Below are 24,309 nucleotides of genomic sequence, written 5' to 3'. Positions count from 1 at the left end.
GGCCACACCGGAGGAATTGCCCCTAGTCCCGGAGCGTATCGTGTCCCAATTCTGGCGCTGCAGGATTGGCCGAGGACCAGTCATCGAAGAGCAACTGACCCATTGTGTTTTGCGACGGTGCATTCGTCTTATCATCGACGCCAGAAAGGTTTCGGGCCAGGAGTGCGATGTCTGCGACGAGTGCCTGTATCTCGGGCCGCGAAGCAATCGGAACTACGCCCCCATTTTGCGTAATATCCCGCGCGAAGGCGAACCAGCGGTTCATTAGATTAAGCAAATCAGATGAACCCCACGCAGCAAGCTCAGAACGACGTGCAGTTTCATCTGCTGGCGTGCCACCAAACTGAGTCAATATGGTCTGCAGGAGGCGCTCGTAACGGTTCTGTTGTGCAGCACGCAACTCCCGTTGTTGTTGGGCAAGCACCGCCGCGCGGCGCTCGCCTGCGGACTCGTTGAGTCTTAGAGCGACAAGGGCAGCCGACGACGCGGCGGTCACAGTCGCAGCAGGTCCAAGCCAGGCCTCGGGCTTCGAATCCACGAATGCAACGCCGAGACCAATCGTCGCTCCCAACAGCAGAACAGAGAACGCGACGGCGAGTGTTGCCGTCAAACGCGAGCCGCCAGTCATGATCGTCCCCCAGTGACACGGCAACGCAAGCATTGACCGGTTACGAAATTTAGCATCAGCTTGCCTGCTCGTCGATCCGAAGGAGCTCAGTCGCCAACGCCCACGTCCCAGCCACGCACGCCTCGGCCTCCTCACTTGCAAGCTCGGCATGAACTCCTTTGCTAGCAAGGTCGTCGAGCGACTTTAGCCGCATGCCCAGAACTGTGAGGTTCGAAGTGACTAGGTCCGCATAATGGGAACGTCCTCGGCTGTCGAGCACAAATTGAGTCAGGCGATTGCGGTAGTGCTTGTCATCCATTTCTCGTGTCACTCCCTTGTCATCCGTGACCGAGGTGCCCGGGGGATACAACGCGTCTGCCAACGCCTTAATCGCGCGCCTACAGCACGTCGCAGCCATACTTCCAGCCTCGACGCCCCCGATCGCGACATTCGTCTCAGCCATGTCTAAGGCGGCCAGCGCGTCGGGCGCCCGCTTCGCAAGTTCGCCCTCAGCAAAGGCACGCCCTTTCGCGACAACGGAGGGCACCACGCCCGACAGGGTGTCCACTTCAGCCTCGAGCACGTAGGTGTGAGCTGCGTTTCGCAAACGCTCAAGAATGGATCGGATCTCGAGGACTTGCATAGCTAGTTCCGAGACATCCTTCTCACCATGCTGTTGGGGTCCCCTAAGCGCCATTGGTGATGATTCCTGATCAACGATGTTATCAAGCATTACTTGAAGGGAATCTGCGAATAGTTCAAGATCGACGGCACTATGTCCCATGACTGCATCCGCTTTGCGTTTTATGGTTCGGCGGGATATCGCAGCCTCAAGCGCCTCCGTCCAAGCCCGACGCGCCTCGGCCTCTCCGACAAGAGCAATCAAGCGAGCCTGCAGCGGTCGACGCCGCGCCGCTGATTCCTCCATTGTTCGCACGCCCTCTAATTCCAGCCTGAGCCAGAACTGTGCGACGAAGTCCTCCCTCAGCATGGCAACACGTAGCGCATTGCGCGCAAGCACACTGGCGGCTGCGTTTGATGCAGCCACCGTCAAGGCCTCATCGATTGCGGAAAGGAGACGTGCGTTCGGATTCACACCGACACGCTAGCCAGAACGATCCAGGTTTGGTTGCGCAGCGGAACGGGATAAAAATTGGAGATACTCGCATTCAGGGTCCTTCTTCAAGGAAGTCGCCCCAGCATCGCGGACGTGATTTCACCCTGGCTAGCTCGCAGAGGAACCTTCAGCACCTTCGGCCATGCCACGATCAGCGAAAGCCTCACTGAGGCGGCCATCAAGAAGTCGGACGACCTGAATTGCCTCAATCAACTCTTCTCGTGAAAGTTGCTCGGCATGCGCGACTGAGTTTCGTGCTTCACGAACGCTGCTCACTTGGGGTTGGTAATCGGCAATGAATGCCTGGCGGGCCCGATAGAGCTCACGCGTGGCCTCCGAAGGCCGTCCTACCGGTCTCGTCCGAGCAATGCCGAGACGCACCGCGAGGTCCTGATACTCACGGAGCAATTGAAGAGACAACTCAGCAAGAGACTGCTGCGCCTCAGCCCCGGCAAGCGGTTTGACTTGAGCTTTGACATCAACATACGCGTCCCTAAGTTCAGCCGCGCGCGCCGGAGTCCATGCCGGATCAAAAATGACGTTGGTGTGGTTCTCAGCGGAGGCACTGGCCGCCGAGTAAGTGGCGACTACCTGATTAATCTGGGCTTGCAAAGCGACAGTCGCTGCCGCCGCCTTCGCTGACTCCTGGGCGGCACTTGCGGCGGTGCGTTCCGCCTCGGCCAGGCGCCGTTTGAGGGACACACCTAAAATACTAATCTCGGCTATTTCGGGCCAGATTAGGGCGATCAAGAGCAGGATCGCGGCTACTACGGGCGCGCTGTCCAAGGATGCCGGCTGACACACGTTGCCGTCGGAACTCGCGCTTCCCGAAGTCACCACGCACTCTCGATAAAATAGTGCTGAAATAATCAGGTAGGCTATAATGAGCACTATAGCCGTTAGGTAGCGGACTAGTTTACCTCGGGCGTTACGCGAATTGTTGCCGCGAGGAGTTCTCATGGATTTCATTCTGGCCTTGATCACACGGCTAGGGCAACTCGAAGTTGAGGCTGCCGCCGGACAAGTTCACCCCAATAGATTCGGCATGCACTAATCCATACAGACATTTGTTATCACTACAGTGTCTGTCTTTAATTTGATTTCAGAGAGATGCGACAGATTCATCCCCAGAGGGAATCTTCGAGCGACCGGGGCCACAGGCCGTGCCTTCGCATGAGGTGGCTGAGGAAGTACTACATCCCTTGCTGCGTTCGTCGAACGTGTCTGACCGTCCGGTCTTATCCTGGTCAAACAACGAGGTGGAACTCGTCCTTAAACGCCTCCAGTGAGAATGCCTGCGACTGTGTCCATCCAGGAACGCCTAGGGACACCATTTTTTTATCTCAACTTTTGAAACAGAAGGGACCAAGACAGCGAGAATAGAAATTGAATAATGCCACATCAGCACTTAGTCTCGAGTTGCTCAATATTCTCTACTTGCTACTAACGGCGTCGGCTTTTCATGCGAGGGTGCCACCCCACTTTAAGCTCGAATACAGATGCAACATTAGAAAAATATGTTTTTGGACGTCTCAGTTTGCACCCGCGGCGGATTCGTTGCAGGTGCAACCGTATTGACCACAGTCGGTCACACCGGCAGTGTGCTTCTTAGTGGGCGAGTGCACGTTCCAAATGACCCCCATATCCACGACCTGCATGGCCGCTTTCATCTTCACGAGCGCCTGGTCGGAGAAACGCACATGTTTCTGCTTCGAGAACGTGAAGGTATGGCAGATGTTGGGGTCGTTGTTAATGCCCAGATGGGTTCTAAGCGCCGTCCCGCGAGGCCGAGAGATGCCGAGGGCATCGGCCAGCGCGAAGGCAGTCCAGTGATATTTTTTCTGCTGATCGACTGTCCGGATAGCCGCGGCATCGATCTCCTCGTCATTCGTGAATCTCACAGCAAGCGCGTCTTGGTGCTTGACGAAGCGAACCTGAACTTCAAGGCCCTCGCCGCTGATCGAGGCCCCGACCTTGCTCAGCCGAGGAAACACCTGCGTGCGTTCTTTTCCCTCGCGGATACCAGCCTCAACGCGCGTCACATCTTTATCTGAAACGATTGTTTCGGGCTCGGCGTGAGCCTCCATCGCTAGAAGAGTGCGTATACGAGCCCGGGCCTCTGCGCCCGCACGACGCCCCGGCTTTAGGAGCTCGATGATCTTCGTGTACTCGGAGTCCACCAGTACCTGAAAGTCTTTCGGGGGCTCAGTCGAGATCGGAAGGATACGCCGAGGCAGGTGATCAGCCAGGTGTTCACTGAACACGCGTTGCAAGAGATCATCAAATAGGGTGACCGCTGCGCGTAAGTGGACGTAGAGCAACGCTTCATCTACGTCGTTGTACCAGTGTTGTTCGTCGTCCCGCAGAGCGTCGATGGCCCTAAGTGTCCCGGCTTCTTCGTCGGTGAGTTTGATCCCTACGGTCTGAGCGGCCTGACGAAGGACCTGCTCGAAGCCGATTGAACGACCGGTGGACTTATCAAAGACGTTCACCTGCTTTTGATTAAGCGCGGCCTTGAGGAGCATCTCGAATGAATGCTGGGCGTGAAGCAACACCGTCGTCATGCGGCCGTTGTCATCGACGCTGTTAAATGCATCGACAGACCTCTTGAACGAAGACACTGCCTTCTTCTTGAGGATGCGCGCACTTGCTCGGAGCTTCATCTCGCCATTGTTGCGCACGCCCCGGTCATCGCCACCCGACGCACGCGACCCTGACGCTTTAGGACCGTTGTGAGCGAGGGTTTGAACCGTCGAGAGTGGGCGGCTTGAATTCGGGCAGTGCGTAGACGCTGTCACTATCGAGAACGGCGAGTTCTTGGCCGATGTCTTGGTGTAGTCGATCGATACGGTGCGTGAGCGAGGCAATCTGCCCTTCGCACAGGTGGTTCAATTTCTCTGCGGGCACCCGAGCCAGCCGCGACAGGCTTCTGTGTAATTCTCCCACTTGGAGTATCCGCACTGGAGACGTTTCGCGGTCGCTTAGGTCCGCGAAAACAACGCTTTTCTCGAATCCATTCACGGCGTGAGCAATGTATTTGTTGCGCAAATCCACGAAGTACTCGTGGTCGGCAGTTTCGGTTGGTGTTAGGTGGGCAGTCTCGGCATGAGCTGAGTGCCGCATCCCGGAAGAAAACCCTCGTCCGTACATCGTGATGGCTGAAATCCAGAGCGCGTCGAGTCGGGACGGAATGTCCTCATCACCCTCAATGTCTGCCCCGAGGTAGAACTCCAAAAACCCGTGGGCCAATGCAAAATCCCGCCGAAGGCTCGCGAGGTCACGAAGTTCGACCGCAGCTGGCGTGCTGACCACCACGCGATGCACGCCCGGCTCGAGTCGGATGGGTTCCGAGTCGGCTCTAGCTGAATTTTGGTTCGCCATGTCAGGATCATACGGTTCCGGGAATGCAAAGGCCCGTTCTCGGCAGCGTGCTAATTAAGCAGGGAAGACCGCAGGCCTCTCGATCTCATGCATAACTGTAAGGGCCCCTATTACCGTTCATGTTTGGCCCCATTGACGTCACTCGTACGTGTTAGCGGCGCTCATTCACTCTTGCCGTCAAGGCGAGTGGGGGAGATCGACGCTTCTCAGGGAGAGCCCATGCGTCGCGTACGGCAAACAAAGTCGAGAAGTAGCCGGTCCCGGTGAGAAATCACAGACAGCTCACTCGCTAGCTGGGCATGTCGACGAAGCGGGAGAACATTCCGTGGAAGGCGACCGTGATGGTGTCGGTGGGGCCGTTGCGGTGCTTGGCGACGATGAAGTCGGCCTCGCCCTGACGGGGGTTGTCTTTCTCGTAGGCGGACTCGCGGTGCAACAGGATGACCATGTCGGCGTCCTGCTCGAGCGAACCGGACTCTCGCAGGTCGCTGATCGCGGGCTTCTTGTCGGCACGCTGCTCGGGACCACGGTTCAGCTGCGACAGCGCGATCACCGGCACCTGCAGCTCTTTCGCCATCAGCTTCAGGGCACGCGAGAACTCTGACACCTCTTGCTGACGGCTCTCGACCCGCTTGCCCGACGTCATCAGCTGCAGGTAGTCGATCACCACGAGCTTGAGGTTGTGCTGCTGCTTCAGGCGACGGCACTTCGCCCGGATCTCGACCAACGTCATGTTGGGCGAGTCGTCGATGAAGAGCGGCGCATCGTTGATCCGCCCACGCACCTGCGCGATGTTCGTCCAGTCCCGCGCGTCGACCGTTCCTTTACGCATGTTCTGGAGCGGCACGCTCGACTCGGCCGACATGAGACGCATCGCGATCTCGCTGCGCCCCATCTCGAGTGAGAAGAACACCGACGCCTGCCCGTGCTTGATCGACGCCGCCCGCGCCAGGTCGAGCGCCAACGTCGACTTACCCAGCGCCGGTCGCGCCGCCACGATGATCAGCTGGCCCGGGTGGAACCCGTTCGTCAGCGCGTCGAGCTGCGCGAACCCCGTCGGCACGCCCGTCATCTGACCGTCGCGACCCTTGGCCGCCTCGATCTCGTCGATCGCGACCGTCACCGCCTCGTTCAGCGGCACGTAGTCCTCGGTCTGCACGCCACCGGCCACGTTGTAGACCTCGGCCTGCGCGTTGTTGACCAGGTCGACGACCTCGCCCTCGCTCGCGTACCCCATCTGCACGATGCGCGTGCCGGCCTCGACCAGACGGCGCAGCACCGCCTTCTCGGCGACGATCGACGCGTAGTAGCCCGCGTTCGCCGCGGTGGGCACGACGCCGGTGAGGGTGTGGAGGTACTCCGCTCCCCCGGCCCGCGACAGGTCGGCGGACTTCATCAGCTCGTCGCTGACCGTGATGACGTCGGTGGGCTCGCCGTGCGAGTACAGCCCCAGGATCGCGTCGTAGATGACCTCGTGCTTGGGCACGTAGAAGTCCATGCCGCGGACCGTCTCGATCACGTCGGCCACGGCGTCCTTGCTGAGCAGCATGCCGCCGAGCGCGCTCTGCTCGGCGAGCAGGTCGTGAGGCGGGACGCGGTCCATGTTGACGGGGCCACCACGGTCTCGATCGCGGGCGTTCGACGCATCGGGAGCGAGACCGAGATGGGCGATCGACATGGGTCCTCCAGCGAGAAATCGGGTGGGTGCGGGGCAGCACCGAAGACGCTTGGGGCAGTTCTACGACAGACCCCCGACATCCCCCTGCCGAACCGCCGTGACCCACCCCTGACGAGCGCGGGTACACCTTATGGACACCGAGTTCTCCACAGCAAATGCACCTGTGGATAACTCTGGGGAGAACAGGTGAGCAACGCCGGACAACCCTGGGGAGAACTGTGGATCACGCTGTGGACAACGAGATACTTCAGTTCGATTACCTGCCTTTGACCAGGGTTTTCTCAATTCCACAGTCGTGTGGAGAAAATTGTCTAAACCGGGGGTTGAGACATCCGATTTGACTTCTGCCTGTGCACAAGGGATTTGACTTTCGGCCCATTCGACCGATAGCGACGCAGCCTGCGTTCAGCTTTCCGTAACCCCCGAAGGGGGGCCTGCGAAGAGCCTGGTCAGGACGGTATCGGGGACCGGCACCGCGCCTCCTGGGCTCGATCACGGCCGGTGAGAGGGCGGCCGGGAGGTCGCACCACGCGCGGGTCGGCCCGCAAGCCGAAGAACCCCGTTTCCGAAGAAGAACCACCCGGAATCGGGGTTCGTCTTCGGAAACGGGGTTCGAGGGGGAGCAGGTGCCTCAGAAGGGGACGCCGCAGCGCAGCACGACGTTGGCGTACGGGGTCGCCTCGCCCGTCCGGACGAGGAGGCGCGCCCCACCCGACAGCCGCTTGAGCTCGTCGTGCGAGACGTACGCGACGTCGTCGAAGCGGGACGTGATCTGCGCACCGGCGGGGGAGTCGTGGCTCTCGTCCGCGGCCGTGCAGGCCTCGAACACCACGTCGGCGGTGAGGGCGTCCAGCACGTCGGCGAAGGCCGGCAGGCCGTGGACGACGGCGAGGTCGACCACGGGGACTCCGGCAGGCAGGGGGAGTCCGCAGTCGGCGACGACCACGAGGTCGCCGTGGCCGAGGCCGCTGACGGCGTGGTTCAGCTGGGCGTTGAGCAGGCCTCCGCGCTTCATGAGGTCACTCCGTCCGCTGAGTCGGCATCCGCCGACCCCTCCGTCGGGGTGGCAGGCGCCGCCGCAGGCAGCTCGTCCTCGAGCGTCGGGTACGACGCCTGCGTGCCGACGCCCGTCACCGAGAACGCCCCGACGCGCACGGCGTCCCGAGCGGCCTCGAGGAGCGACGCACCAGCGGCCAGTCCGGCGGCGAGGGCGCCGACGAAGGCGTCTCCGGCTCCGGAAGAGTCGACGGCCGCGACGCGAGGCGAGGCCACCAGCACGGTGCCCGACGCATCGGAGACGATCGCCCCGGCGGCACCGCGGGTCATCACGACCGACGTGACTCCCTGGGCGCGCAGGGAGGCGACGACCGACTCGTCGTCGACCCGCGCCTCCTCGGCTTCAGAAGCCGCAGCAGAACCAGAAGCGCCCCACGCAGTCAGCAGCAGCCGACCCTCGTGCTCGTTGACGACCAGCGGATCCGCGGCCTTCACCACGTCCGCCGGCACGTCGATCACCGGGGCGAGGTTGAACACCACGCGCCCTCCGGCGTGCTGCACGGCGGCGGCGATGCCGGCCACGGGGATCTCTCCCTGGAGGACGACCACCGCGGCCTCCGCCAACGCGCCCGCGTGCCCGCCGACGAACGACGCCGAGACGGCACCGTTCGCCCCGGGGACGACGACGATCGTGTTCTCGCTGTCGCCTCCGACGCTGACGATCGCCAGGCCGGTGGGCCCGGGGACGGTGTCGACGCCGCTGACGTCGACACCGCTCGAGCGGAGGTGGGGCAGGGCGTCGTCGGCCCGTCCGTCGTCGCCGACCGCGCCGATCATCACGGTGCGGGCGCCGCGACGAGCAGCCGCGACGGCTTGGTTCGCGCCCTTGCCGCCGGGGGAGAGGGTCATCGACGAGCCGATCAGCGTCTCGCCGGGCAGGGGCAGGCGGTCGACGGTCACGACCTGGTCGACGTTGATCGACCCGACCACGACGACCGTGCCGGCCGAGCCGGCCGGAACCGGACCGTCCGCGCCGACCGCACCCGCGCCTCCTGCAGTCCCGACGACGCCTGGACCGCTCACATCAGGACCACTCATTCGGTGAAGTCACCCACGTTCTCCTTCGTGACGGTGATGACCTCGACGGCCTGGTCCGAGGGGCCCTCGTCGCCGCTGCCACCGTTGACGGCCTTGACGGCCTGGTCGACCGCGAGGGCGCCGAGCTCGGCGGGCTGCTGCGCGATCGTGCTCGAGAGCGTACCGGCCTCGATGGCCTTGAGGCCGTCCTCGGTGCCGTCGAACGCTGCCACCTGGACGTCGGTGCCGGCGCGCGAGCCGAGCGCCTGGATCGCTCCGAGGCCCATCTCGTCGTTCTCGGCGAAGACGCCCACGGCGTTCGGGTGCGCCTGCAGCAGGTTCGTGGTCACGTCGAGCGCGGTGGCGCGGTCGAAGTTCGCGGTCTGCTGCGCGACGACGGTGATGTCGGGGTAGGCCGAGATGCCCTTGGTGAAGCCCTCACCGCGGTCGCGGCTGGCCGAGGTACCCGCGACGCCCTGGAGCACGATGACCTCGCCCTTCTCGCCGATCGCCTCGGCGAGAGCCTTGGCGGCCTGCTCGCCACCGGCGACGTTGTCGCTCGCGACGAACGAGGCGACGTCGGCACCGTTCACCGCGCGGTCGACGGCGACGATGGGCACGTCGGCCTCGTTGAGCGCCTTGGCGGCAGGGCCCGCGGCGTCGCTGTCGACGGCGTTCAGGATGACGGCGTCGGCGGTCGAGGCCGCGGTCGCCAGCTGGTTGGCCTGGGTGGCCGAGTCGTTCTGGGCGTCCACGATCTCGAGGTCGACGTTCTGCTTCTTCGCCTCGGCGGTGGCGCCGTCGCGCAGCTCGACGAAGAACGGGTTGTTCAGGGTGCTGAGCGACAGGACCACCGTGGGGCGGTCCGCCTCTCCGGCGGGGGTGCGGTTGCAGCCGGCGGTGCCGGTCGCGACCAGGGCGGCGATCGCCGTGACGGTGGCGGCCTTGCGGAACGAGGTCAACTTCATCGTGTGTCCTTCGGGTTGGGTTGGGTGGAGGGATTCAGCTGCTGCGCGTCTTGCGCCGCAGCACGTCGACGCCCACGGCGAGGGCGATGACGAGGCCGATGACGACCTGCTGCCAGAACGAGGTGACGTTCAGCAGGTTGAGGCCGTTGCGGATGACGACGAGCACGAGGGCGCCGATGATGGTGCCCGAGATGCGGCCGACGCCGCCAGCCAGGCTCGCACCGCCGATGACGACCGCGGCGATGGCGTCGAGCTCGTAGCCCGAGGCCGCCTGCGGCTGGGCCGAGTCGAGGCGACCGGCGAGCAGCAGTCCGGCGAGGGCCGCGAACAGCCCGGCCAGGCCGAAGACCGTGACGACGATGCGCTTGACCGGCAGGCCCGAGAGGCGAGCGGCCTCGGCGTTGCCGCCGACGGCGTACATCGAGCGGCCGATGACGGTGCGGTTGAGGATGAACGACGCGACGATCGCGGCCAGCACGAGCACGATGATCGGCACGGGCACCGGGCCGATGTTGCCCCCGAGGAACGACACGGCCGGGGGAGTCGCGATCGGGCGACCGTCCGACACGACGAGGGTCAGGCCGCGCGCCACGCTGAGCATGGCGAGCGTGGCGATGAACGACGGCAGCTTGCCGTACGCGCTGGCGAACCCGTTGACCAGGCCGGCCACGAGGCCCGTGCCGAGCCCGAGGGCGAGCGCCAGGCCGCCGGGCAGACCCGCCGTGGCGAAGAACCAGCCCGAGACCATCGCCGACAGCGCGGCGACCGAGCCGACCGAGAGGTCGATGCCGCCCGCAACGATGACGAAGGTCATGCCGAACGCCAGCACGGCGACGGTCGACACCTGGATGCCGATGTTGAGCAGGTTGCGCCCGGTCAGGAAGTCCGGCGTCGCGATGAAGAGGGCCAGGCACAGCACGAAGAGCCCGACGAGGGCTCCGTTGGCGGCCAGGAAGGTCTTGATGTCGAAGGAGCGTCGCTGCGCCTTCACGGTGGTGGTGGTCATGGGTGTCGTCCTCGGGTCAGTTCGTCGGGGGGACGTCGCGTGCCGCGAGCGTCATCAAGGTGTCCTGGGTGGCGTCGGCCGCGGCGACCTCGCCGGCGACGACTCCGTCACGCATCACGAGGATGCGGTCGCTCATGCCCATCACCTCGGGCAGTTCGCTGCTGACCATCACGACCGCGCCTCCTGCGTCGGTGATGCGGTTCACCAGCTCGTAGATCTCGACCTTCGCGCCGACGTCGACGCCGCGGGTCGGCTCGTCGAGCAGCAGCACCGTCGAGCCGGCGATGATCCAGCGGCCGAACACGGCCTTCTGCTGGTTGCCGCCGGACAGCGAGCCGATCTCCTGGTCGATGTCGCGCATGCGGATCCGCAGGGTCGAGGCGACCTCGTCGGCCTTCGCACGCTGGCCGGCGAAGTCGACCAGGCCGCCCTTCGCGCTGCTGGCGAGCGTCGCGTAGCCGAGGTTGTCGTTGACGGAGGCGCCCAGCACGAGCCCCTGCGCCTTCCTGTCCTCGGGAACGTGGCCGACGCCCGCGGCGATGGCTCCGGCGACGTCGCCTTTCTTGAGGCGCTTGCCGCGCACGGTCACGCTGCCCGAGTCGTACTTGTCGACCCCGGCGATCGCGCGGACGACCTCGGTGCGACCGGCGCCGACGAGCCCGGCGATGCCGAGCACCTCGCCCGCCCGCACGTCGAACGAGACGTCGCGGAAGACCGACCCGGTCAGGCCGCGGACCTCGAGCACGACGGGGGCGTCGCCCTCGCTGCCCGGCGTGCGCGGGTACTGGTGCTCGATGTCGCGGCCGACCATCAGGCGGACGAGTTCGTCCTCGCCGGTCGACGCGGGCACCTCGGCGACGAACGCACCGTCACGCAGCACGGCCACGGTGTCGCCGATCTCGGCGATCTCGTCGAGGTGGTGGCTGATGAACAGCATGCCGACGCCGCGGGCGCGCAGCTGCTCGACGACGCGGAAGAGGATCTCGGTCTCGTGCCGGGTCAGCGCCGCGGTCGGCTCGTCGAGGATCAGGATGCGCGCGTCGATGCTCAGCGCCTTCGCGATCTCGACCAGCTGTTGACGGGCGATGCCGAGCTCGCCGACCTTCTGGTCGACGTCGACGTCGAGCCCGATCAGGTCGAGGGCCGCACGGGCCCGCTTCTTGAGCTCCTTGCGGTCGACCAGGCCGAATCGCGTCGGGAACCGCCCCATCATCACGTTCTCGGCGACGCTGAGCGACGCGACGAGGTTGAGCTCTTGGTGGATCGTCGCGATGCCGAGCTTCTCGGCGGCGTGCGTGTTCGGCAGGTGGACGGCCTCGCCGTCGACCAGCACGCGGCCGGCGTCGGGCTGGTACACGCCCGACATCATCTTGATCAGGGTGGACTTGCCGGCGCCGTTCTCGCCCAGCAGCACCTGCACGCGGCCGGGCCGGACGTGCACGGTGACGTCGTCGATGACCCGCACGGGGCCGAACGACTTGCTGACGTTCTCGAGCGTGAGCAGGGGGCGATCGCCGTCGATCGAATGGGGCATGGGTCAGTTCCTGCCGAGGGGTCGGGGTGGGGTGGGGTCGGTCGGGTCCGTGGGGGACGAGGAGGCGCGGGTCGTCGACTCGCGGACGATCAGTTCGCTGGGCAGCACGACCGAGTCGGGCGTGCGCCCGTCGATGACCTCGTGCAGCAGCTGGACGGCGATGCGGCCCATCTCCTCGACGCTGTGCGCGATGACGGTGAGGGCCGGGTCGAGCAGCGAGAACCACTCGATGTCGTCGAACGCGACGACCGAGACGTCGGTGCCCATGCGCATGCCGAGCCGGTTCAGCATGGCGATGGCGCCGACGGCCATGAGGCTGTCGGCCGCGAGCAGGGCTGTCGGCGGCTCGTCGAGCTCGAACAGGGCGTGCACGGCGGCCGAGCCACTGGCGGACTGGAAGTCGCCGACGTAGACCAGGTCGGGGTCGGTGCTGAGGCCGAGTTCGGCGGCGGCCGCGGTCCAGGCCTCGAGTCGCTCGCGCCCGGTGGAGACGCTCTGCGGGCCCGCGACGTACCCGACGCGCTCGTGACCGAGGTCGACCAGGTGCTGCACGGCGGCGCGGATGCCGGGGACGCTGTCGGTCGTCACGCTCGGCACGTCGACGCCGGGGATCGTGCGGTCGACGAACACCGTCGGCACCTCACGGGCGAGCAGCGAGTCGATGCTGGCGGAGTCGGTGCCCTGCGGGGCGACGATGACGCCGTCGACGCGTCGCGAGATGAGGGTGTCGAGGTAGCGGTCCTGCTGTTCGCGGTTCTCGTTGGCGTTGCCGAGGAGGGTGACGTAGCCGAGCTCGAGCAGCGACTGCTCGATGGTGTGGGCGAGGTCGGCGAAGAACGGGTTGCGGACGTCGGACACGAGCAGGCCGACCGTGTCGGAGCGGGTCGAGCGCAGGGCACGAGCCTGGGCGTTCGGCCGGAAGTCGAGCTCGCGCACGGCCCGTTCGACCTGGGCCCGGGACTCGGCGGAGGTGGCCGGGTTGCCCGACAGCACGCGCGAGGCCGTCGCCGCCGAGACGCCGGCGCGCTGCGCCACGTCCCTGATCGTCACGGTGTTCATCGGGCTCTACCTCGTCGTAGTGGTGCGTGTCGCAGGGTGTTCGCCCGGCGTGGAATCGATTCCATGGAACCGATTCCACGACAGTAGACGAGCCGCCCCCTCCTGTCAACGCGAGCCCCCGCCGACCTGTGATGCCTGCCGCTGCACCCGGTTTCGAGCCGAACACCCGGTTGCAACCGGGTGCATCGTTCGGGACCGGGTGCATCACAACACAGGGCGCCCCCCGAGGAGGCGCGGTGCCCGACCCAGCCGCCCCGCGCCTCCTCGTCCCCCCGCTCTCCCCACCCCCTCCCGGCGAGCCCATGAACCCCGTTTCCGACGATGAACCACGGTGCACCGGGGTTCATCGTCGGAAACGGGGTTCATGGCGCCCCCCGGCCGAAGCCCGCACCCCCGAGCACGCAGAAGAGCGGCGGCCCCCGAGGGGGACCGCCGCTCTCGCGTACAGCAGGCGCCGCAGCGCCGGGGTGCTACTTGGCCGAGACGACCGTCAGCGTGATCGTCGCGATGACGTCCTCGCGCAGGCGGAGGGTGGCTTCGTGCTCACCCGTCACCTTGATGGTCGTGGGGATCTCGACCTTGCGCTTGTCGATCGTCGCGACGCCCTGGGCGGTGACCGCGTCGGCGACGTCGGCCGGGCGGACCGAGCCGAACAGACGGCCGTCGGCACCGGTCTTCACCGTGAGACGGATCTTCTGGGCCTCGAGGCGCTGCTTGAGGTCGTGGGCCTCTTCGATCGTCTTGAGCTCGCGGGTCTCGCGGGCCGTACGGATCTGAGCGACCTGCTTCTCGCCACCGCGGCTCCACGCCACGGCGAAGCCCTGGGGCACCAGGTAGTTGCGGGCGTAGCCGTTCTTGACGTCGACGACGTCACCGGCGGAACCGAGGCCGGAGACCTCGTGGGTCAGGATTACCTTCGACATGGTGGTCCTTCCGATCAGCGGCCGGAGCCGGCGTAGGGGAGGAGCGCCATCTCACGGGCGTTCTTCACGGCACGGGCGATGAGGCGCTGCTCCTGGACGGAGACGCCGGTGATGCGGCGGGCGCGGATCTTTCCACGCTCCGAGATGAACTTGCGCAGGGTCGCGACGTCTTTGTAGTCGATGACACCGACGCGGATCGACTTCGCGGGTGCGGCGTTCTTGCCGCCCTTACCGCGGAGGGGCTTGCGGCGGTCGCCGCTGCTCTTTCCAGCCATTGGTTTCTACTTTCGATGAATGAAGAAGTACTAAAAGGGGAACGGCGAGGCCTAGAAGGGCGTCTCGTCGTTGTAGGTGCCGTTGCCACCGGGGGTGTTCCACACGTCGCCGCCAGAGGTGTTGCCACCCTGCTGGCCGCCGGCGGGCTGACCCCACGGCTCTTGCGCCTGACCGCCGCCGACCTGAGCCGGCTGGCCACCACGGTTGCCACCGCCGTTGCCGCCCCCGAAGGAGCCGCCACCGGCAGCGCCGTCGCGGGAGGACGCGGCGCGCGTCACCTGAGCGGTCGCGTAACGCAGCGAGGGGCCGATCTCGTCGATCTCGAGCTCCATGCTGGTGCGCTTCTCGCCCTCTTTGGTCTCGTACGAGCGCTGCTTGAGTCGGCCCTGAGCGATGACCCGGCTGCCCTTGGTGAGGCTGCTGGCCACGTGCTCGCCGAACTCGCGCCACACGCTGGCACGAAGGAAGAGCGCCTCGCCGTCCTTCCACTCGTTCGACGCGCGGTCGAACGTGCGGGGGGTCGACGCGATGGTGAAGTTCGCGACCGCGAGCCCGTTCTGCGTGTACCGCAACTCGGGGTCACTGGTGAGGTTTCCCACCACTGTGATGACGGTCTCGCCAGCCATCGGACTACTCGGCAGCCTTCTCGGCGGCGGGAGCAGCCGGGGCGGCAGCGGCGTTGGCGGCCTTGCGGGCGGCCTTCTCGTCGCTGACCTTCTTGGCGGCGGCGACCATGGCGATCGCCTCTTCGGCACGCAGGACCTTGGTGCGCAGCACGGCCTCGGAGAGACCCAGCTGGCGGTCGAGCTCGACCGTGGCGGCCGAGTTCGAGGTCAGGTTGACGACGGCGTAGATGCCCTCGGTCTTCTTGTTGATCTCGTAGGCCAGGCGACGACGTCCCCAGATGTCCACGTTGTCGATCGTTCCGCCATCGTTGCGGATGACGTTGAGGAACTTGTCCAAGCTCGGGGCGACGGTGCGCTCATCGATCTCGGGGTCCAGGATGACCATCAGTTCGTACTGGTGCATGACTAACCCACCTCCTTCGGACTTAACGGTCACAGACGGTCTGTGACAGGAGGGTGTTCATGACGTGGCGCCGCCGTGAGGCAGACGCAACCTTCCCAGCGTAGCCGAGCGCGCCTCCTGAATCAATGCCGGGGCAGCGGTCGCCGGCCCCCGAGAGCCGAGGAGGCGCGGGTCGACACCCGTAGGGCTGGTTACGCCCCTGCGCTCTCGCGTGCGTTCCACCAGGCCAGCAGGCGCTCGGTGGCGACCTCGGCCCCCAGCGGCCCCTCTTCGGTCCGCAGCTCGAGGAGGAAGCGGTAGGCCTCGCCGACCTCGCGGCTCGGGCCGATGCCGAGGACGCGCTGGATCTCGTCGCCGTCGAGGTCGGGCCGCAGCGAGTCGATCTCTTCACGCTCTCGCAGCTCGGCGATCCGCGCCTCGAGGTCGTCGTAGGCGAAGCCGAGCCGGTCGGCCTTGCGGCGGTTGCGCGTGGTCACGTCGGCCCGGGTCAGCATGTGCAACCGCTCGAGCTGGTCACCGGCGTCGCGGACGTAGCGGCGCACGGCCGAGTCGGTCCAGCCTCCCTCCGTGTAACCGAAGAACCGGAGGTGCAGCTCGATCAGCCGGGACACGGCACCGATGGTGTCGTTGTCGAAGCGCAGCGCCTTCAACCGCTTCTTGGCGAGCTTGGCGCCGACGACGTCGTGGTGGTGGAAGGTGACGACGCCGCCCGGCTCGAGGCGCCGCGTAGCGGGCTTGCCGCAGTCGTGCAGCAGGGCCGCCAGGCGCAGCGTGAGGTCGGGTGCCTCGCCCGGGTGCCGCTCGCGCTCGTAGCCGATGGCCTGGTCGAGCACGGTGAGGCTGTGCTCGTAGACGTCCTTGTGGTGGTGGTGCTCGTCGACCTCGAGGCGCATGGCCGCGAGCTCGGGCATGACGTGGTCGGCGAGCCCGGTGTCGACCAGGAGTCGGACACCGTCTCGGGGGGTTTCGGTCCTGAGCAGCTTCGACAGCTCGTCGGCGACCCGCTCGACCGAGACGATCGAGAGGGTCTCGGCCCGGGCGGTCATCGCCTCGCGCACCTCGGCGGACACCGTGAAGCCGAGCTGCGCCGTGAACCGGGCGGCCCGCATCATGCGCAGGGGGTCGTCGCGGAACGAGTCGACCGCGGTGCCCGGGGTGGCGAGCCGCGCCTCCAGCAGGTCGTCGACACCACCGGACGGGTCGACGAGCACGCGCTGGGGCAGACGCAACGCCATCGAGTTGACCGTGAAGTCGCGACGGACCAGGTCGCCCTCGAGGGTGTCGCCGAACTCGACGACGGGCTTGCGGGTCTCGCCGTCGTAGACGTCGCTGCGGTACGTGGTGATCTCGACGGTCTCGCCGTCGACGCGGGCGGCGATCGTGCCGAACGCGCGGCCGACGTCCCAGTGCGCCTCGGCCAGGGGGACGACGATCGCCAGGATCTCGTCGGGGTCGGCGTCGGTCGTGAAGTCGAGGTCGTTGACCAGGCGGCCGATGAAGGCGTCGCGCACCGGACCGCCGACGAGGGCGAGCTCGTGACCGGCCGCGGCGAACGCGGAGGCGAGCTTCTCGATGCGGGGGGTGGCGGCCAGATCGTCCAGTCGCTGCAGGGCCCGTGCGACGCTGTCCATGACGAAAGAGCTTGCCACAGCCGAGGAGGCGCGGGCTGAGTCCCCGACGGCGCCTCGCGACCCCGTCGTCCCCCTCGCAGGCGCTTCGCCGCTGCTTCTTGGTCGGCGTTGCCTAGACTCGGCATGCTCGAACGGCCCCTGTCGCCGTCGACACCTGACGCCTATGAGACTCTTCTTCGCCGTGATCGCCGCCCTGTTGGCGGTGTTCGTCGTGTCGGCGGGACTGCCGTCGACGGCGGCACGAGCGGCGTCCGCCCCTGCGGGCGACGGCGTCACGATGACCGTCGAGCCGGCCTCCGACGGCGTGCTGCGACCCGACGACGACCTCACCCTCGGGGTCACCGTGACGAACGACGGCGACAGCGACCTCGCGGCGACGAAGGCCCGGATCTACCTCGACCGCGAACCGTTCACCACGCGGTCCAAGCTCGCCTCGTGGCTCGATCCCGACGACGTCTCGGGTGACGACTACCTGGGGCGTCAGCTCGTCCAGGTCGACGTGCCGGCGGTCTCCGCCGGGTCGTCCGTGGCGCTCGACACCGTGGTGGTGCCCGCCGACCGCCTCTCCCTGACCGGCCGCGCCTTCGGGGCACGCGCGCTCGGGGCCCGCGTGCTCGACGCCTCGGGCAGCCAGGTGGCGCAGACCCGCAGCAGCGTGGTCTGGTACCCCGCCGACAGCTTCCAGCCGACCCGCGTCGCGGTCGCCGTGCCGATCACGACGCCCGAGAGCGAGACCGGCGTCCTCGACGCCTCCGCCCTCGCCGCCTACACCTCCGACGGCGGGGTGCTGCGACGCGAGCTCGACGCCGTGTCGGGCACGGGTGCGACCCTCGGCGTCGACCCGATGATCGTCGCGTCGATCCGCCTGCTCGGCACCGAGGCCCCGCAGTCCGCCGTCGACTGGCTCGCCGAACTGCAGGCCCTGCCGAACGACATGTTCCCCCTGGCCTACGCCGACGCCGACGTCGCGGGGCTGCGTCAGGCCGGCGCCACGTCCGTCCCGGCCGTGACCTCGCTCGACACCCTGGTCGACCCCGCCCGCTTCGAGGGCATGCCGGCAGCGACCGACACGCCCACCGAGGCCCCGAGCCAGGGCACGGACGACGGCTCGGGCACGGGCGTCGCCGGGTCCGACCCCTCGGCCCTGCCGAGCGACGGGTCCACCGCCGAGCCGACCGCCGAGCCCACGCCCGGCGACGGCGTGGTGCTGCCGACCACCGCTCAACTGCTCGACTTCCCGTGGACCCAGCGCGACGTCGTCTGGCCGCGGGAGTCGTCCGTCGTGTCCGCCGACCTCACGACGTTCGCCGCCGGGCCGTACACGTCGACCATCGTCTCCAGCGGCAACGTGGACGTCGACGGCGACTCGACCGAGAACGCCGCGGTCACGGTCGGTGGCGTCCCGGCCGTCGTCTCGGACGACCCCTTGTCGACGCTGGTCACCCAGGCGGCCGAGGCGACCTCCCTCGCCGAGTGGCAGTCCACGATGGCCCGGCTGTCCGCCACCGTCGCCACCGTCGCCTACGAGCGACCGAGCGACGCCCGCACCCTCCTGACGACGCTCGAGCGGGAGTGGCCGTCGACCGGCCAGTTCCTCACCCGCACCCTCCAGGCCGTCGACGGCCTGCCCTGGGTCAGCGGCGCGACCCTGACCGACGCGTTGGCGAGCACCCCCTCGACGGCGACCGTCGTCGACAGCCCCGAGAGCGACGCCCGACTGGACCAGTTGAGCGAACTCGTCTCCGCCGACCAGAAGGTCGTCGACTTCTCGACGGCCCTCGCCGAACCGCAGTTCGTCACCGAGACGGCCCGGCTGCGGACGATGGCCCTGGCGTCGCACGCCTGGCGCGACAACGTCGACGGGTTCCCCGCCGAGGTCGCCTCGGCCGTGGCCGACGCGACGGCGACGTCGGGTCTCGTGGCGGTGGTCCAGGGCTCGCCGATCGCCATCCTCGGGGACCGCTCGGCCCTGCCCCTCTACCTCGAGAACCGGACCGACTCCGTCGCGACGGTCATGCTGAACCTGACGCCGTCGAACTCCATCCTCTCGATCGAGCGCAGCCCCATCGAGGTGACGATCCAACCGCAGTCCCAGACCCGGGTCAGCGTTCCCGTGCAGTCCGTCGCCAACGGCACGGTGTCCGTGCAGCTGCAGCTGGTCAGCCTCTCGGGCGTGGCGATCGCGACCCCGGTCGACGTCCCGCTCTCGGTCCAGGCCGGGTGGGAGACCGCCATCACCTGGATCTTCGGCGTCGCCTTCGCCGCACTCTTCCTCGGCGGCCTGTACCGCACCTTCCGCAAGCGCCGCAGGGCGCGCGACGAGGCCCGGTCCTCCGGCGACGGCCCGTCACCCGATGCGGCCGTCTCGCCGCCCGTCCAGGAGTCCATGTGAGCAACCAGGGCGGTCTCGGTCGCGCCAGCATCCTCCTCGCGTCCGGGACGATGGTCTCGCGCGTCCTCGGCTTCGTGAAGGCGGCCGTGCTGGCCGCGGCGATCGGGCAGTCGGCGAGCCGGGCGGCGGACTCGTTCGCCCTCGCGAACCAGCTCCCGAACAACATCTACGCGCTGATCGCGGGCGGCCTCCTCAGCGCCGTCCTCGTGCCCCAGATCGTGCGGGCGGCGACGTCCGACGACGGGGGCCAGCGGTTCATCAACAAGATCGTGACGCTCGGCACGATCGTCTTCGCGGCCGTCGGCCTGGCCGGCACGCTGCTCGCCCCCGTGCTCGTCCGCCTGTACGCGCAGCAGAGCTCGGACGGCGGGGCGGGGTTCACCTCGGACCAACTCGCCCTCGCGACGGCCTTCGCGTACTGGTGCCTGCCGCAGATCTTCTTCTACGCCATGTACTCGTTGCTGAGCGAGGTGCTCAACGCCCGGCAGGTGTTCGGGCCCTTCACCTGGGCTCCCGTGCTCAACAACGTCGTGGCCATCGCCGGCCTGGTCGTCTTCATCGTGATGTTCGGCGGCGCCGTCGAGAACTCCGCGGTCGACGTCTGGACCGGCGACCGGATCTTCGTCATCGCGGCCACGGCCACCCTCGGCGTCCTGGCCCAGGCGGCGTTCCTGTTGCTCTTCTGGCGCCGCGCGGGTCTGACCTTCCGCCCCGACTTCCGCTGGCGCGGCGTCGGCCTCGGAGCCACCGGCAAGGCCGCCGGCTGGCTGTTCGGCATGGTCCTCGTCACCCAGCTGGCCGGGCTGGTGCAGAGCCGCGTCGCCACCCTGGGCAGCGAGGTGGGGGCGTCGAACGCGGTCCTCGCGAACGCCTGGCTGCTCTTCATGCTGCCGCACGGCATCATCGCCGTGTCGATCGGCACCGCCTACTTCACGCGCATGAGCGGCCACGCCTCGCGTGGCGACCTGCGGGCCGTCCGCACCGACATGTCGCAGTCCCTCCGCGCCATCGGCATGTTCATGGTGTTCGCCGCCGTCGCCATGTGCGTCGTGGCCTACCCGTTCGCGCGGTTCTTCGAGGTCGACTTCGCCGGGTCGACCCGCACCGCCGAGGTCATCCTCGGCTACATGCCCGGCCTCGTCCTGTTCAGCGTCCTGTTCATCGTGCAGCGGGTGTTCTACTCGATGCACGACCAGCGCACGCCGTTCTTCCTGCAGCTCGTCCAGTCGGGCATCTTCGTCGCGGGCGTCGCGATCTCGGCCGCCGTGGTGCCGCCCGAGCGCATCGCGATGGCGATCGCCATCACCACCTCGATCGCGGGCTCGAGCCAGGCCGTGGTCGCGCTCGTCGTCGTCAAGAAGCGGCTGGGCGGCATCGACGGCCGCTGGGTGCTGCGCCGCTACGTCCAGTTCTTCGTCTTCTCGCTCGTCGCCGGTGCCGTGGGCCTCGTCGTCGTGACCGTCCTGGGTGGTTTCGCCGCCGACGGGTTCGCGCAGTCCGGTCGCGTGCCGGGCGTGCTGACGGTCGTCGTGGCCGGGGCCGTCATGGGGCTGGTCTACGGCGCCCTGCTCTGGTTCGCCCGCATCCCCGAGTTGCGGGTGCTGACCACGCCGGTGACCGCTCGTCTCGCACCCGCCGTCTCGCGCCTCCTGCGTCGCTGACCCGTCACGGCGGCCGCCGCAGCCCCGCGGCCCCGCGTCCGCTGCCAGGCCGGCGGGAATGCCCCGTCGGTAGGATGCGTTCCACCAGACGATCGAGGGATCCGACCGCACGAGCCATCGCTCGCGGGTCGTCTTCCCGCTCGTGAAGTTCTCCCCCCAGGAAGGTGCCCATGCGCCAGGTCATCATCATCGGTTCCGGCCCCGCCGGCTACACGGCCGGCATCTACGCCGCCCGGGCCGGTCTGCGCCCCCTCATCGTCGCGAGCTCGGTCGAGGCCGGTGGCGAACTCATGAAGACCACCGAGGTCGAGAACTTCCCCGGCTTCCCCGGCGGCATCCAGGGCCCCGAGCTCATGTTCAAGATGCAGGAGCAGGCCGAGAAGTTCGGCGCCGAAGTGCTGCTCGACGACGTGACCGCCGTCGACCTGACCGGTGACGTCAAGAAGGTCACGCTCGGCAACGGCACCGTCGAGGAGAGCCTCACGGTGATCTTCGCCACGGGCAGCGCGTACCGGAAGCTCGGCCTCGCCGACGAAGAGCGCCTGAGCGGACGCGGCGTCAGCTGGTGCGCCACCTGCGACGGCTTCTTCTTCAAGGAGAAGGCGATCGCCGTCGTCGGCGGCGGCGACTCCGCGATGGAGGAAGCGACGTTCCTGACCCGCTTCGCCTCGAAGGTCTACGTCATCCACCGCTCGAGCAGCCTGCGCGCGTCGAAGATCATGCAAGACCGGGCTCACGCCAACGACAAGATCGAGTTCCTCTTCGACAAGCAGGTCACGGCCATCCTCGGTGGCGAGAAGGCCACCGGCGTCACCCTGACCGACACGGTCGACGGCAGCACGACCGACCTCGACCTCGACGGCCTCTTCATCGCCATCGGCAACGACCCGCGCGTGCACCTCGTCCACGGCCAGGTCGACCTGACCTCGGACGGCACGATCGCCGTCCAGGGGCGCAGCTCGAAGACCAACCTGACCGGCGTCTTCGCCGCGGGCGACGTCATCGACGCCACCTACCGGCAGGCGGCCACCGCCGCGGCCTCGGGCACCGTCGCCGCGCTCGACGTCGAGCACTACCTGGCCTCGCTCGACCAGACCTTCCTGGCCGAGCAGACCGTCGGGTCGGCCGAGGGCGTCGAGACGTCCGAGTCCGTGGTCGCCTGACCCGCGCCTCCTGAAGCCAACCCAGATCACCCTGACGAAAGGAACACCATGAGCAGCGCCAAAGCAGTGACCGACGCGTCCTTCGAGGCCGACGTCCTCAATTCCGACAAGACGATCCTCGTCGACTTCTGGGCCGAGTGGTGCGGCCCGTGCCGCGCCGTCTCGCCGATCCTCGACCAGATCGCCGCCGAGCACGGCGACAAGATCGAGATCGTCAAGCTCAACGTCGACGACAACCCCCAGACCGCCATGAAGTACCAGATCACCTCGATCCCGGCCATGAAGGTCTACCGCGGTGGCGAGGTCGTCAAGACCGTCATCGGCGCCAAGCCCAAGCCGGCCCTCGAGGCCGACCTGGCGGAGTTCATCGCGTAGTCGACACCGACACCACGACGAGAGCCCGCCCAGCACACGCTGGGCGGGCTCTCGTCGTCCCCGGTCGGGACGGGCATAGTCTTGACCGATTCACCCTCTGACAGAACAGGGACACCGATGAGCGACAAGGGCACCAACCTCGACCCGTGGTACGACTCGTACGCCGACCGTACGGCCGGCCTCAGCGCCTCCGAGGTCCGAGCCCTGTTCGCCGTCGCCTCGCGCCCCGAGGTCGTCTCGCTGGCCGGCGGCATGCCGTACGTCTCCGCCCTGCCCCGAGAGCTCGTCACGGGGGCCATCGACCGCGTCATGGCCGACGGGGGAGCGATGGCGATGCAGTACGGCAGCGGCCAGGGCACCCCGGCCATCCGCGAGCACATCATGCAGATCATGGCGATGGAGGGCATCCGCGGCAGCGCCGACGACGTCGTCGTCACCACGGGCTCGCAGCAGGCCCTCGACCTCGTCACCCGCCTCTTCGTGAACCCGGGCGACGTCGTGCTCGCCGAGTCGCCGAGCTACGTGGGTGCCCTGGGGGTCTTCAAGGCGTACCAGGCCGACGTCGTGCACGTCCCGATGGACGAGCACGGGCTCGTGCCCGAGGCCCTGCGAGAGGCCATCGCGGCCGTCACCGCTCGTGGGGGTCGCATCAAGTTCCTCTACACGATCCCGAACTTCCACAACCCGGCCGGTGTCACCCTCACGTGGGCCCGACGCGTCGAGATCCTCGAGATCTGCCGCTCGGCCGGCATCCTCGTCCTCGAGGACAACCCCTACGGGCTGCTCTACTTCGACCAGCCGGCCCCGCAGGCGATGCGCTCGATCGACGACGAAGGCGTCATCTACCTCGGGTCGTTCTCGAAGACGCTGGCACCCGGCTTCCGGGTGGGTTGGGCACTCGCCCCGCACGCCATCCGCGAGAAGCTCATCCTCGCCAACGAGTCCGCCACGCTCTCGCCGAACTCCTTCGGGCAGTTCGTCATCACCGAGTACCTCGACCAGGCCGACTGGCGTGGGCAGATCGAGACCTTCCGTGGCCTGTACCGCGAACGGCGTGACGCGATGATCTCCGCGCTGGGCGAGTACCTGCCGTCGCTCACGTGGAACGTCCCCGACGGCGGCTTCTTCGTCTGGGTCGGACTCCCGGACGAACTCGACTCGAAGGCCATGCTGCCCCGCGCGGTGAAGGAACTCGTGGCCTACACCCCCGGTACGGCGTTCTTCGCCGACGGCGACGGGCGTCAGAACATCCGCCTGTCGTTCTGCTACCCGACGCCCGCGTCCATCCGCACCGGTGTCGCGCGCCTGGCGAACGTCGTCAACGGAGAACTCGACCTGCTGCGCACGTTCTCGACAGCCAGCCTGTCGAACCGGGCCGCGCGCCCGCAGAGCGTCGTGGTGCCGCCGCCGAACACCATTTGACCAGCATTTTCATC

General features: G+C 67.2%; 22 protein-coding genes. 5 read left to right on the top strand and 17 right to left on the bottom strand.

Features of this window, described 5'->3' with window-relative positions; translation table 11 throughout:
* Window positions 1-22 precede the first annotated feature (22 nt).
* The 17 genes from ASL10_RS15900 to ASL10_RS03205 form a co-directional block, all read right to left on the bottom strand.
* Complete coding sequence (locus tag ASL10_RS15900) at window positions 23-628, bottom strand: hypothetical protein (protein WP_157485214.1); 606 nt, start codon at window positions 626-628, stop codon at window positions 23-25.
* Window positions 629-683: 55 nt separating this feature from the next.
* Entirely contained in the window at window positions 684-1,703 is a 1,020-nt protein-coding gene (locus tag ASL10_RS15895; RefSeq protein ID WP_157485213.1) for a hypothetical protein, read from the bottom strand.
* Window positions 1,704-1,832: 129 nt separating this feature from the next.
* Window positions 1,833-2,615, bottom strand: a complete 783-nt coding sequence (locus tag ASL10_RS15890) for a hypothetical protein (RefSeq protein ID WP_157485212.1) — start codon at window positions 2,613-2,615, stop codon at window positions 1,833-1,835.
* A gap of 641 nt (window positions 2,616-3,256) precedes the next feature.
* On the bottom strand, window positions 3,257-4,387 hold the full coding sequence (locus tag ASL10_RS03265; RefSeq protein ID WP_200922557.1) for a DUF3644 domain-containing protein: 1,131 nt from the start codon (window positions 4,385-4,387) through the stop codon (window positions 3,257-3,259).
* A 58-nt stretch (window positions 4,388-4,445) separates the two neighbouring features.
* Window positions 4,446-5,105 (bottom strand): hypothetical protein, encoded by a 660-nt coding sequence (locus tag ASL10_RS15885; protein WP_157485210.1) that lies wholly within the window; start codon window positions 5,103-5,105, stop codon window positions 4,446-4,448.
* A 289-nt stretch (window positions 5,106-5,394) separates the two neighbouring features.
* On the bottom strand, window positions 5,395-6,783 hold the full coding sequence (gene dnaB / locus ASL10_RS03260; protein WP_043595340.1) for a replicative DNA helicase: 1,389 nt from the start codon (window positions 6,781-6,783) through the stop codon (window positions 5,395-5,397).
* Between the two features lie 631 nt (window positions 6,784-7,414).
* Window positions 7,415-7,798: a D-ribose pyranase gene (gene rbsD, locus ASL10_RS03255; protein WP_056044255.1), complete on the bottom strand. Its 384-nt coding sequence runs from the start codon at window positions 7,796-7,798 to the stop codon at window positions 7,415-7,417.
* The gene (locus tag ASL10_RS03250; RefSeq protein WP_369794357.1) at window positions 7,795-8,862 is read right to left on the bottom strand and encodes a ribokinase; all 1,068 of its coding nucleotides are present in this window, start codon (window positions 8,860-8,862) and stop codon (window positions 7,795-7,797) included. Before ASL10_RS03250 ends, rbsD begins: the two co-directional genes overlap by 4 nt.
* Window positions 8,863-8,873: 11 nt before the next feature.
* A complete protein-coding gene (locus ASL10_RS03245) occupies window positions 8,874-9,824 on the bottom strand; it encodes a substrate-binding domain-containing protein (protein ID WP_043595335.1) in 951 nt (316 codons plus the stop codon).
* A 34-nt stretch (window positions 9,825-9,858) separates the two neighbouring features.
* Window positions 9,859-10,830, bottom strand: a complete 972-nt coding sequence (locus ASL10_RS03240; protein WP_056044253.1) for an ABC transporter permease — start codon at window positions 10,828-10,830, stop codon at window positions 9,859-9,861.
* Window positions 10,831-10,846: 16 nt separating this feature from the next.
* Complete coding sequence (locus ASL10_RS03235; protein WP_056044251.1) at window positions 10,847-12,364, bottom strand: sugar ABC transporter ATP-binding protein; 1,518 nt, start codon at window positions 12,362-12,364, stop codon at window positions 10,847-10,849.
* Window positions 12,365-12,367: 3 nt separating this feature from the next.
* Window positions 12,368-13,423, bottom strand: coding sequence for a LacI family DNA-binding transcriptional regulator (locus ASL10_RS03230; RefSeq protein WP_056044249.1), 1,056 nt, complete (start codon window positions 13,421-13,423; stop codon window positions 12,368-12,370).
* 470 nt (window positions 13,424-13,893) lie between these two features.
* Window positions 13,894-14,346 carry a 50S ribosomal protein L9 gene (gene rplI / locus ASL10_RS03225; RefSeq protein ID WP_043595329.1) on the bottom strand — a complete coding sequence of 151 codons (453 nt, stop codon included), beginning with the start codon at window positions 14,344-14,346 and terminating at the stop codon, window positions 13,894-13,896.
* Between the two features lie 14 nt (window positions 14,347-14,360).
* Complete coding sequence (gene rpsR / locus ASL10_RS03220; RefSeq protein WP_043595327.1) at window positions 14,361-14,621, bottom strand: 30S ribosomal protein S18; 261 nt, start codon at window positions 14,619-14,621, stop codon at window positions 14,361-14,363.
* Window positions 14,622-14,672: 51 nt separating this feature from the next.
* Complete coding sequence (locus tag ASL10_RS03215; protein WP_043595325.1) at window positions 14,673-15,248, bottom strand: single-stranded DNA-binding protein; 576 nt, start codon at window positions 15,246-15,248, stop codon at window positions 14,673-14,675.
* A 4-nt stretch (window positions 15,249-15,252) separates the two neighbouring features.
* The gene (rpsF, locus tag ASL10_RS03210; RefSeq protein WP_054145729.1) at window positions 15,253-15,651 is read right to left on the bottom strand and encodes a 30S ribosomal protein S6; all 399 of its coding nucleotides are present in this window, start codon (window positions 15,649-15,651) and stop codon (window positions 15,253-15,255) included.
* 191 nt (window positions 15,652-15,842) lie between these two features.
* Window positions 15,843-17,282, bottom strand: coding sequence for a CCA tRNA nucleotidyltransferase (locus ASL10_RS03205; RefSeq protein ID WP_056044248.1), 1,440 nt, complete (start codon window positions 17,280-17,282; stop codon window positions 15,843-15,845).
* Between the two features lie 163 nt (window positions 17,283-17,445).
* Between ASL10_RS03205 and ASL10_RS03200 the strand changes: the two genes are divergently transcribed.
* The 5 genes from ASL10_RS03200 (at window position 17,446) to ASL10_RS03180 (ending at window position 24,295) form a co-directional block, all read left to right on the top strand.
* Window positions 17,446-19,674, top strand: coding sequence for a DUF6049 family protein (locus tag ASL10_RS03200; protein ID WP_056044246.1), 2,229 nt, complete (start codon window positions 17,446-17,448; stop codon window positions 19,672-19,674).
* Window positions 19,671-21,335: a murein biosynthesis integral membrane protein MurJ gene (gene murJ, locus ASL10_RS03195; protein ID WP_056044245.1), complete on the top strand. Its 1,665-nt coding sequence runs from the start codon at window positions 19,671-19,673 to the stop codon at window positions 21,333-21,335. Before ASL10_RS03200 ends, murJ begins: the two co-directional genes overlap by 4 nt.
* A gap of 170 nt (window positions 21,336-21,505) precedes the next feature.
* On the top strand, window positions 21,506-22,498 hold the full coding sequence (gene trxB / locus ASL10_RS03190; RefSeq protein ID WP_056044243.1) for a thioredoxin-disulfide reductase: 993 nt from the start codon (window positions 21,506-21,508) through the stop codon (window positions 22,496-22,498).
* 48 nt (window positions 22,499-22,546) lie between these two features.
* Window positions 22,547-22,873 (top strand): thioredoxin, encoded by a 327-nt coding sequence (gene trxA, locus ASL10_RS03185; RefSeq protein WP_043595317.1) that lies wholly within the window; start codon window positions 22,547-22,549, stop codon window positions 22,871-22,873.
* 117 nt (window positions 22,874-22,990) lie between these two features.
* Window positions 22,991-24,295 (top strand): PLP-dependent aminotransferase family protein, encoded by a 1,305-nt coding sequence (locus ASL10_RS03180; RefSeq protein WP_056044240.1) that lies wholly within the window; start codon window positions 22,991-22,993, stop codon window positions 24,293-24,295.
* Window positions 24,296-24,309 lie beyond the last annotated feature (14 nt).

This window comes from Frigoribacterium sp. Leaf8 (genome assembly GCF_001421165.1).
Taxonomy (GTDB): Bacteria; Actinomycetota; Actinomycetes; order Actinomycetales; family Microbacteriaceae; genus Frigoribacterium.
Note: the sequence above shows the minus strand (reverse complement) of the source record. Positions and strands in the feature narration are given on the sequence as shown.

What these genes read in the sequence shown, in the direction of transcription:
- ASL10_RS15900 (WP_157485214.1), bottom strand. Translation starts at nt 628, where the DNA reads ATGACTGGCGGCTCGCGTTTGACGGCAACACTCGCCGTCGCGTTCTCT.
- ASL10_RS03265 (WP_200922557.1), bottom strand. Translation starts at nt 4,387, where the DNA reads ATGAAGCTCCGAGCAAGTGCGCGCATCCTCAAGAAGAAGGCAGTGTCT.
- ASL10_RS15885 (WP_157485210.1), bottom strand. Translation starts at nt 5,105, where the DNA reads ATGGCGAACCAAAATTCAGCTAGAGCCGACTCGGAACCCATCCGACTC.
- dnaB (WP_043595340.1), bottom strand. Translation starts at nt 6,783, where the DNA reads ATGTCGATCGCCCATCTCGGTCTCGCTCCCGATGCGTCGAACGCCCGC.
- rbsD (WP_056044255.1), bottom strand. Translation starts at nt 7,798, where the DNA reads ATGAAGCGCGGAGGCCTGCTCAACGCCCAGCTGAACCACGCCGTCAGC.
- ASL10_RS03245 (WP_043595335.1), bottom strand. Translation starts at nt 9,824, where the DNA reads ATGAAGTTGACCTCGTTCCGCAAGGCCGCCACCGTCACGGCGATCGCC.
- ASL10_RS03240 (WP_056044253.1), bottom strand. Translation starts at nt 10,830, where the DNA reads ATGACCACCACCACCGTGAAGGCGCAGCGACGCTCCTTCGACATCAAG.
- ASL10_RS03235 (WP_056044251.1), bottom strand. Translation starts at nt 12,364, where the DNA reads ATGCCCCATTCGATCGACGGCGATCGCCCCCTGCTCACGCTCGAGAAC.
- ASL10_RS03230 (WP_056044249.1), bottom strand. Translation starts at nt 13,423, where the DNA reads ATGAACACCGTGACGATCAGGGACGTGGCGCAGCGCGCCGGCGTCTCG.
- rplI (WP_043595329.1), bottom strand. Translation starts at nt 14,346, where the DNA reads ATGTCGAAGGTAATCCTGACCCACGAGGTCTCCGGCCTCGGTTCCGCC.
- rpsR (WP_043595327.1), bottom strand. Translation starts at nt 14,621, where the DNA reads ATGGCTGGAAAGAGCAGCGGCGACCGCCGCAAGCCCCTCCGCGGTAAG.
- ASL10_RS03215 (WP_043595325.1), bottom strand. Translation starts at nt 15,248, where the DNA reads ATGGCTGGCGAGACCGTCATCACAGTGGTGGGAAACCTCACCAGTGAC.
- rpsF (WP_054145729.1), bottom strand. Translation starts at nt 15,651, where the DNA reads ATGCACCAGTACGAACTGATGGTCATCCTGGACCCCGAGATCGATGAG.
- ASL10_RS03205 (WP_056044248.1), bottom strand. Translation starts at nt 17,282, where the DNA reads ATGGACAGCGTCGCACGGGCCCTGCAGCGACTGGACGATCTGGCCGCC.
- ASL10_RS03200 (WP_056044246.1), top strand. Translation starts at nt 17,446, where the DNA reads ATGAGACTCTTCTTCGCCGTGATCGCCGCCCTGTTGGCGGTGTTCGTC.
- trxB (WP_056044243.1), top strand. Translation starts at nt 21,506, where the DNA reads ATGCGCCAGGTCATCATCATCGGTTCCGGCCCCGCCGGCTACACGGCC.
- trxA (WP_043595317.1), top strand. Translation starts at nt 22,547, where the DNA reads ATGAGCAGCGCCAAAGCAGTGACCGACGCGTCCTTCGAGGCCGACGTC.
- ASL10_RS03180 (WP_056044240.1), top strand. Translation starts at nt 22,991, where the DNA reads ATGAGCGACAAGGGCACCAACCTCGACCCGTGGTACGACTCGTACGCC.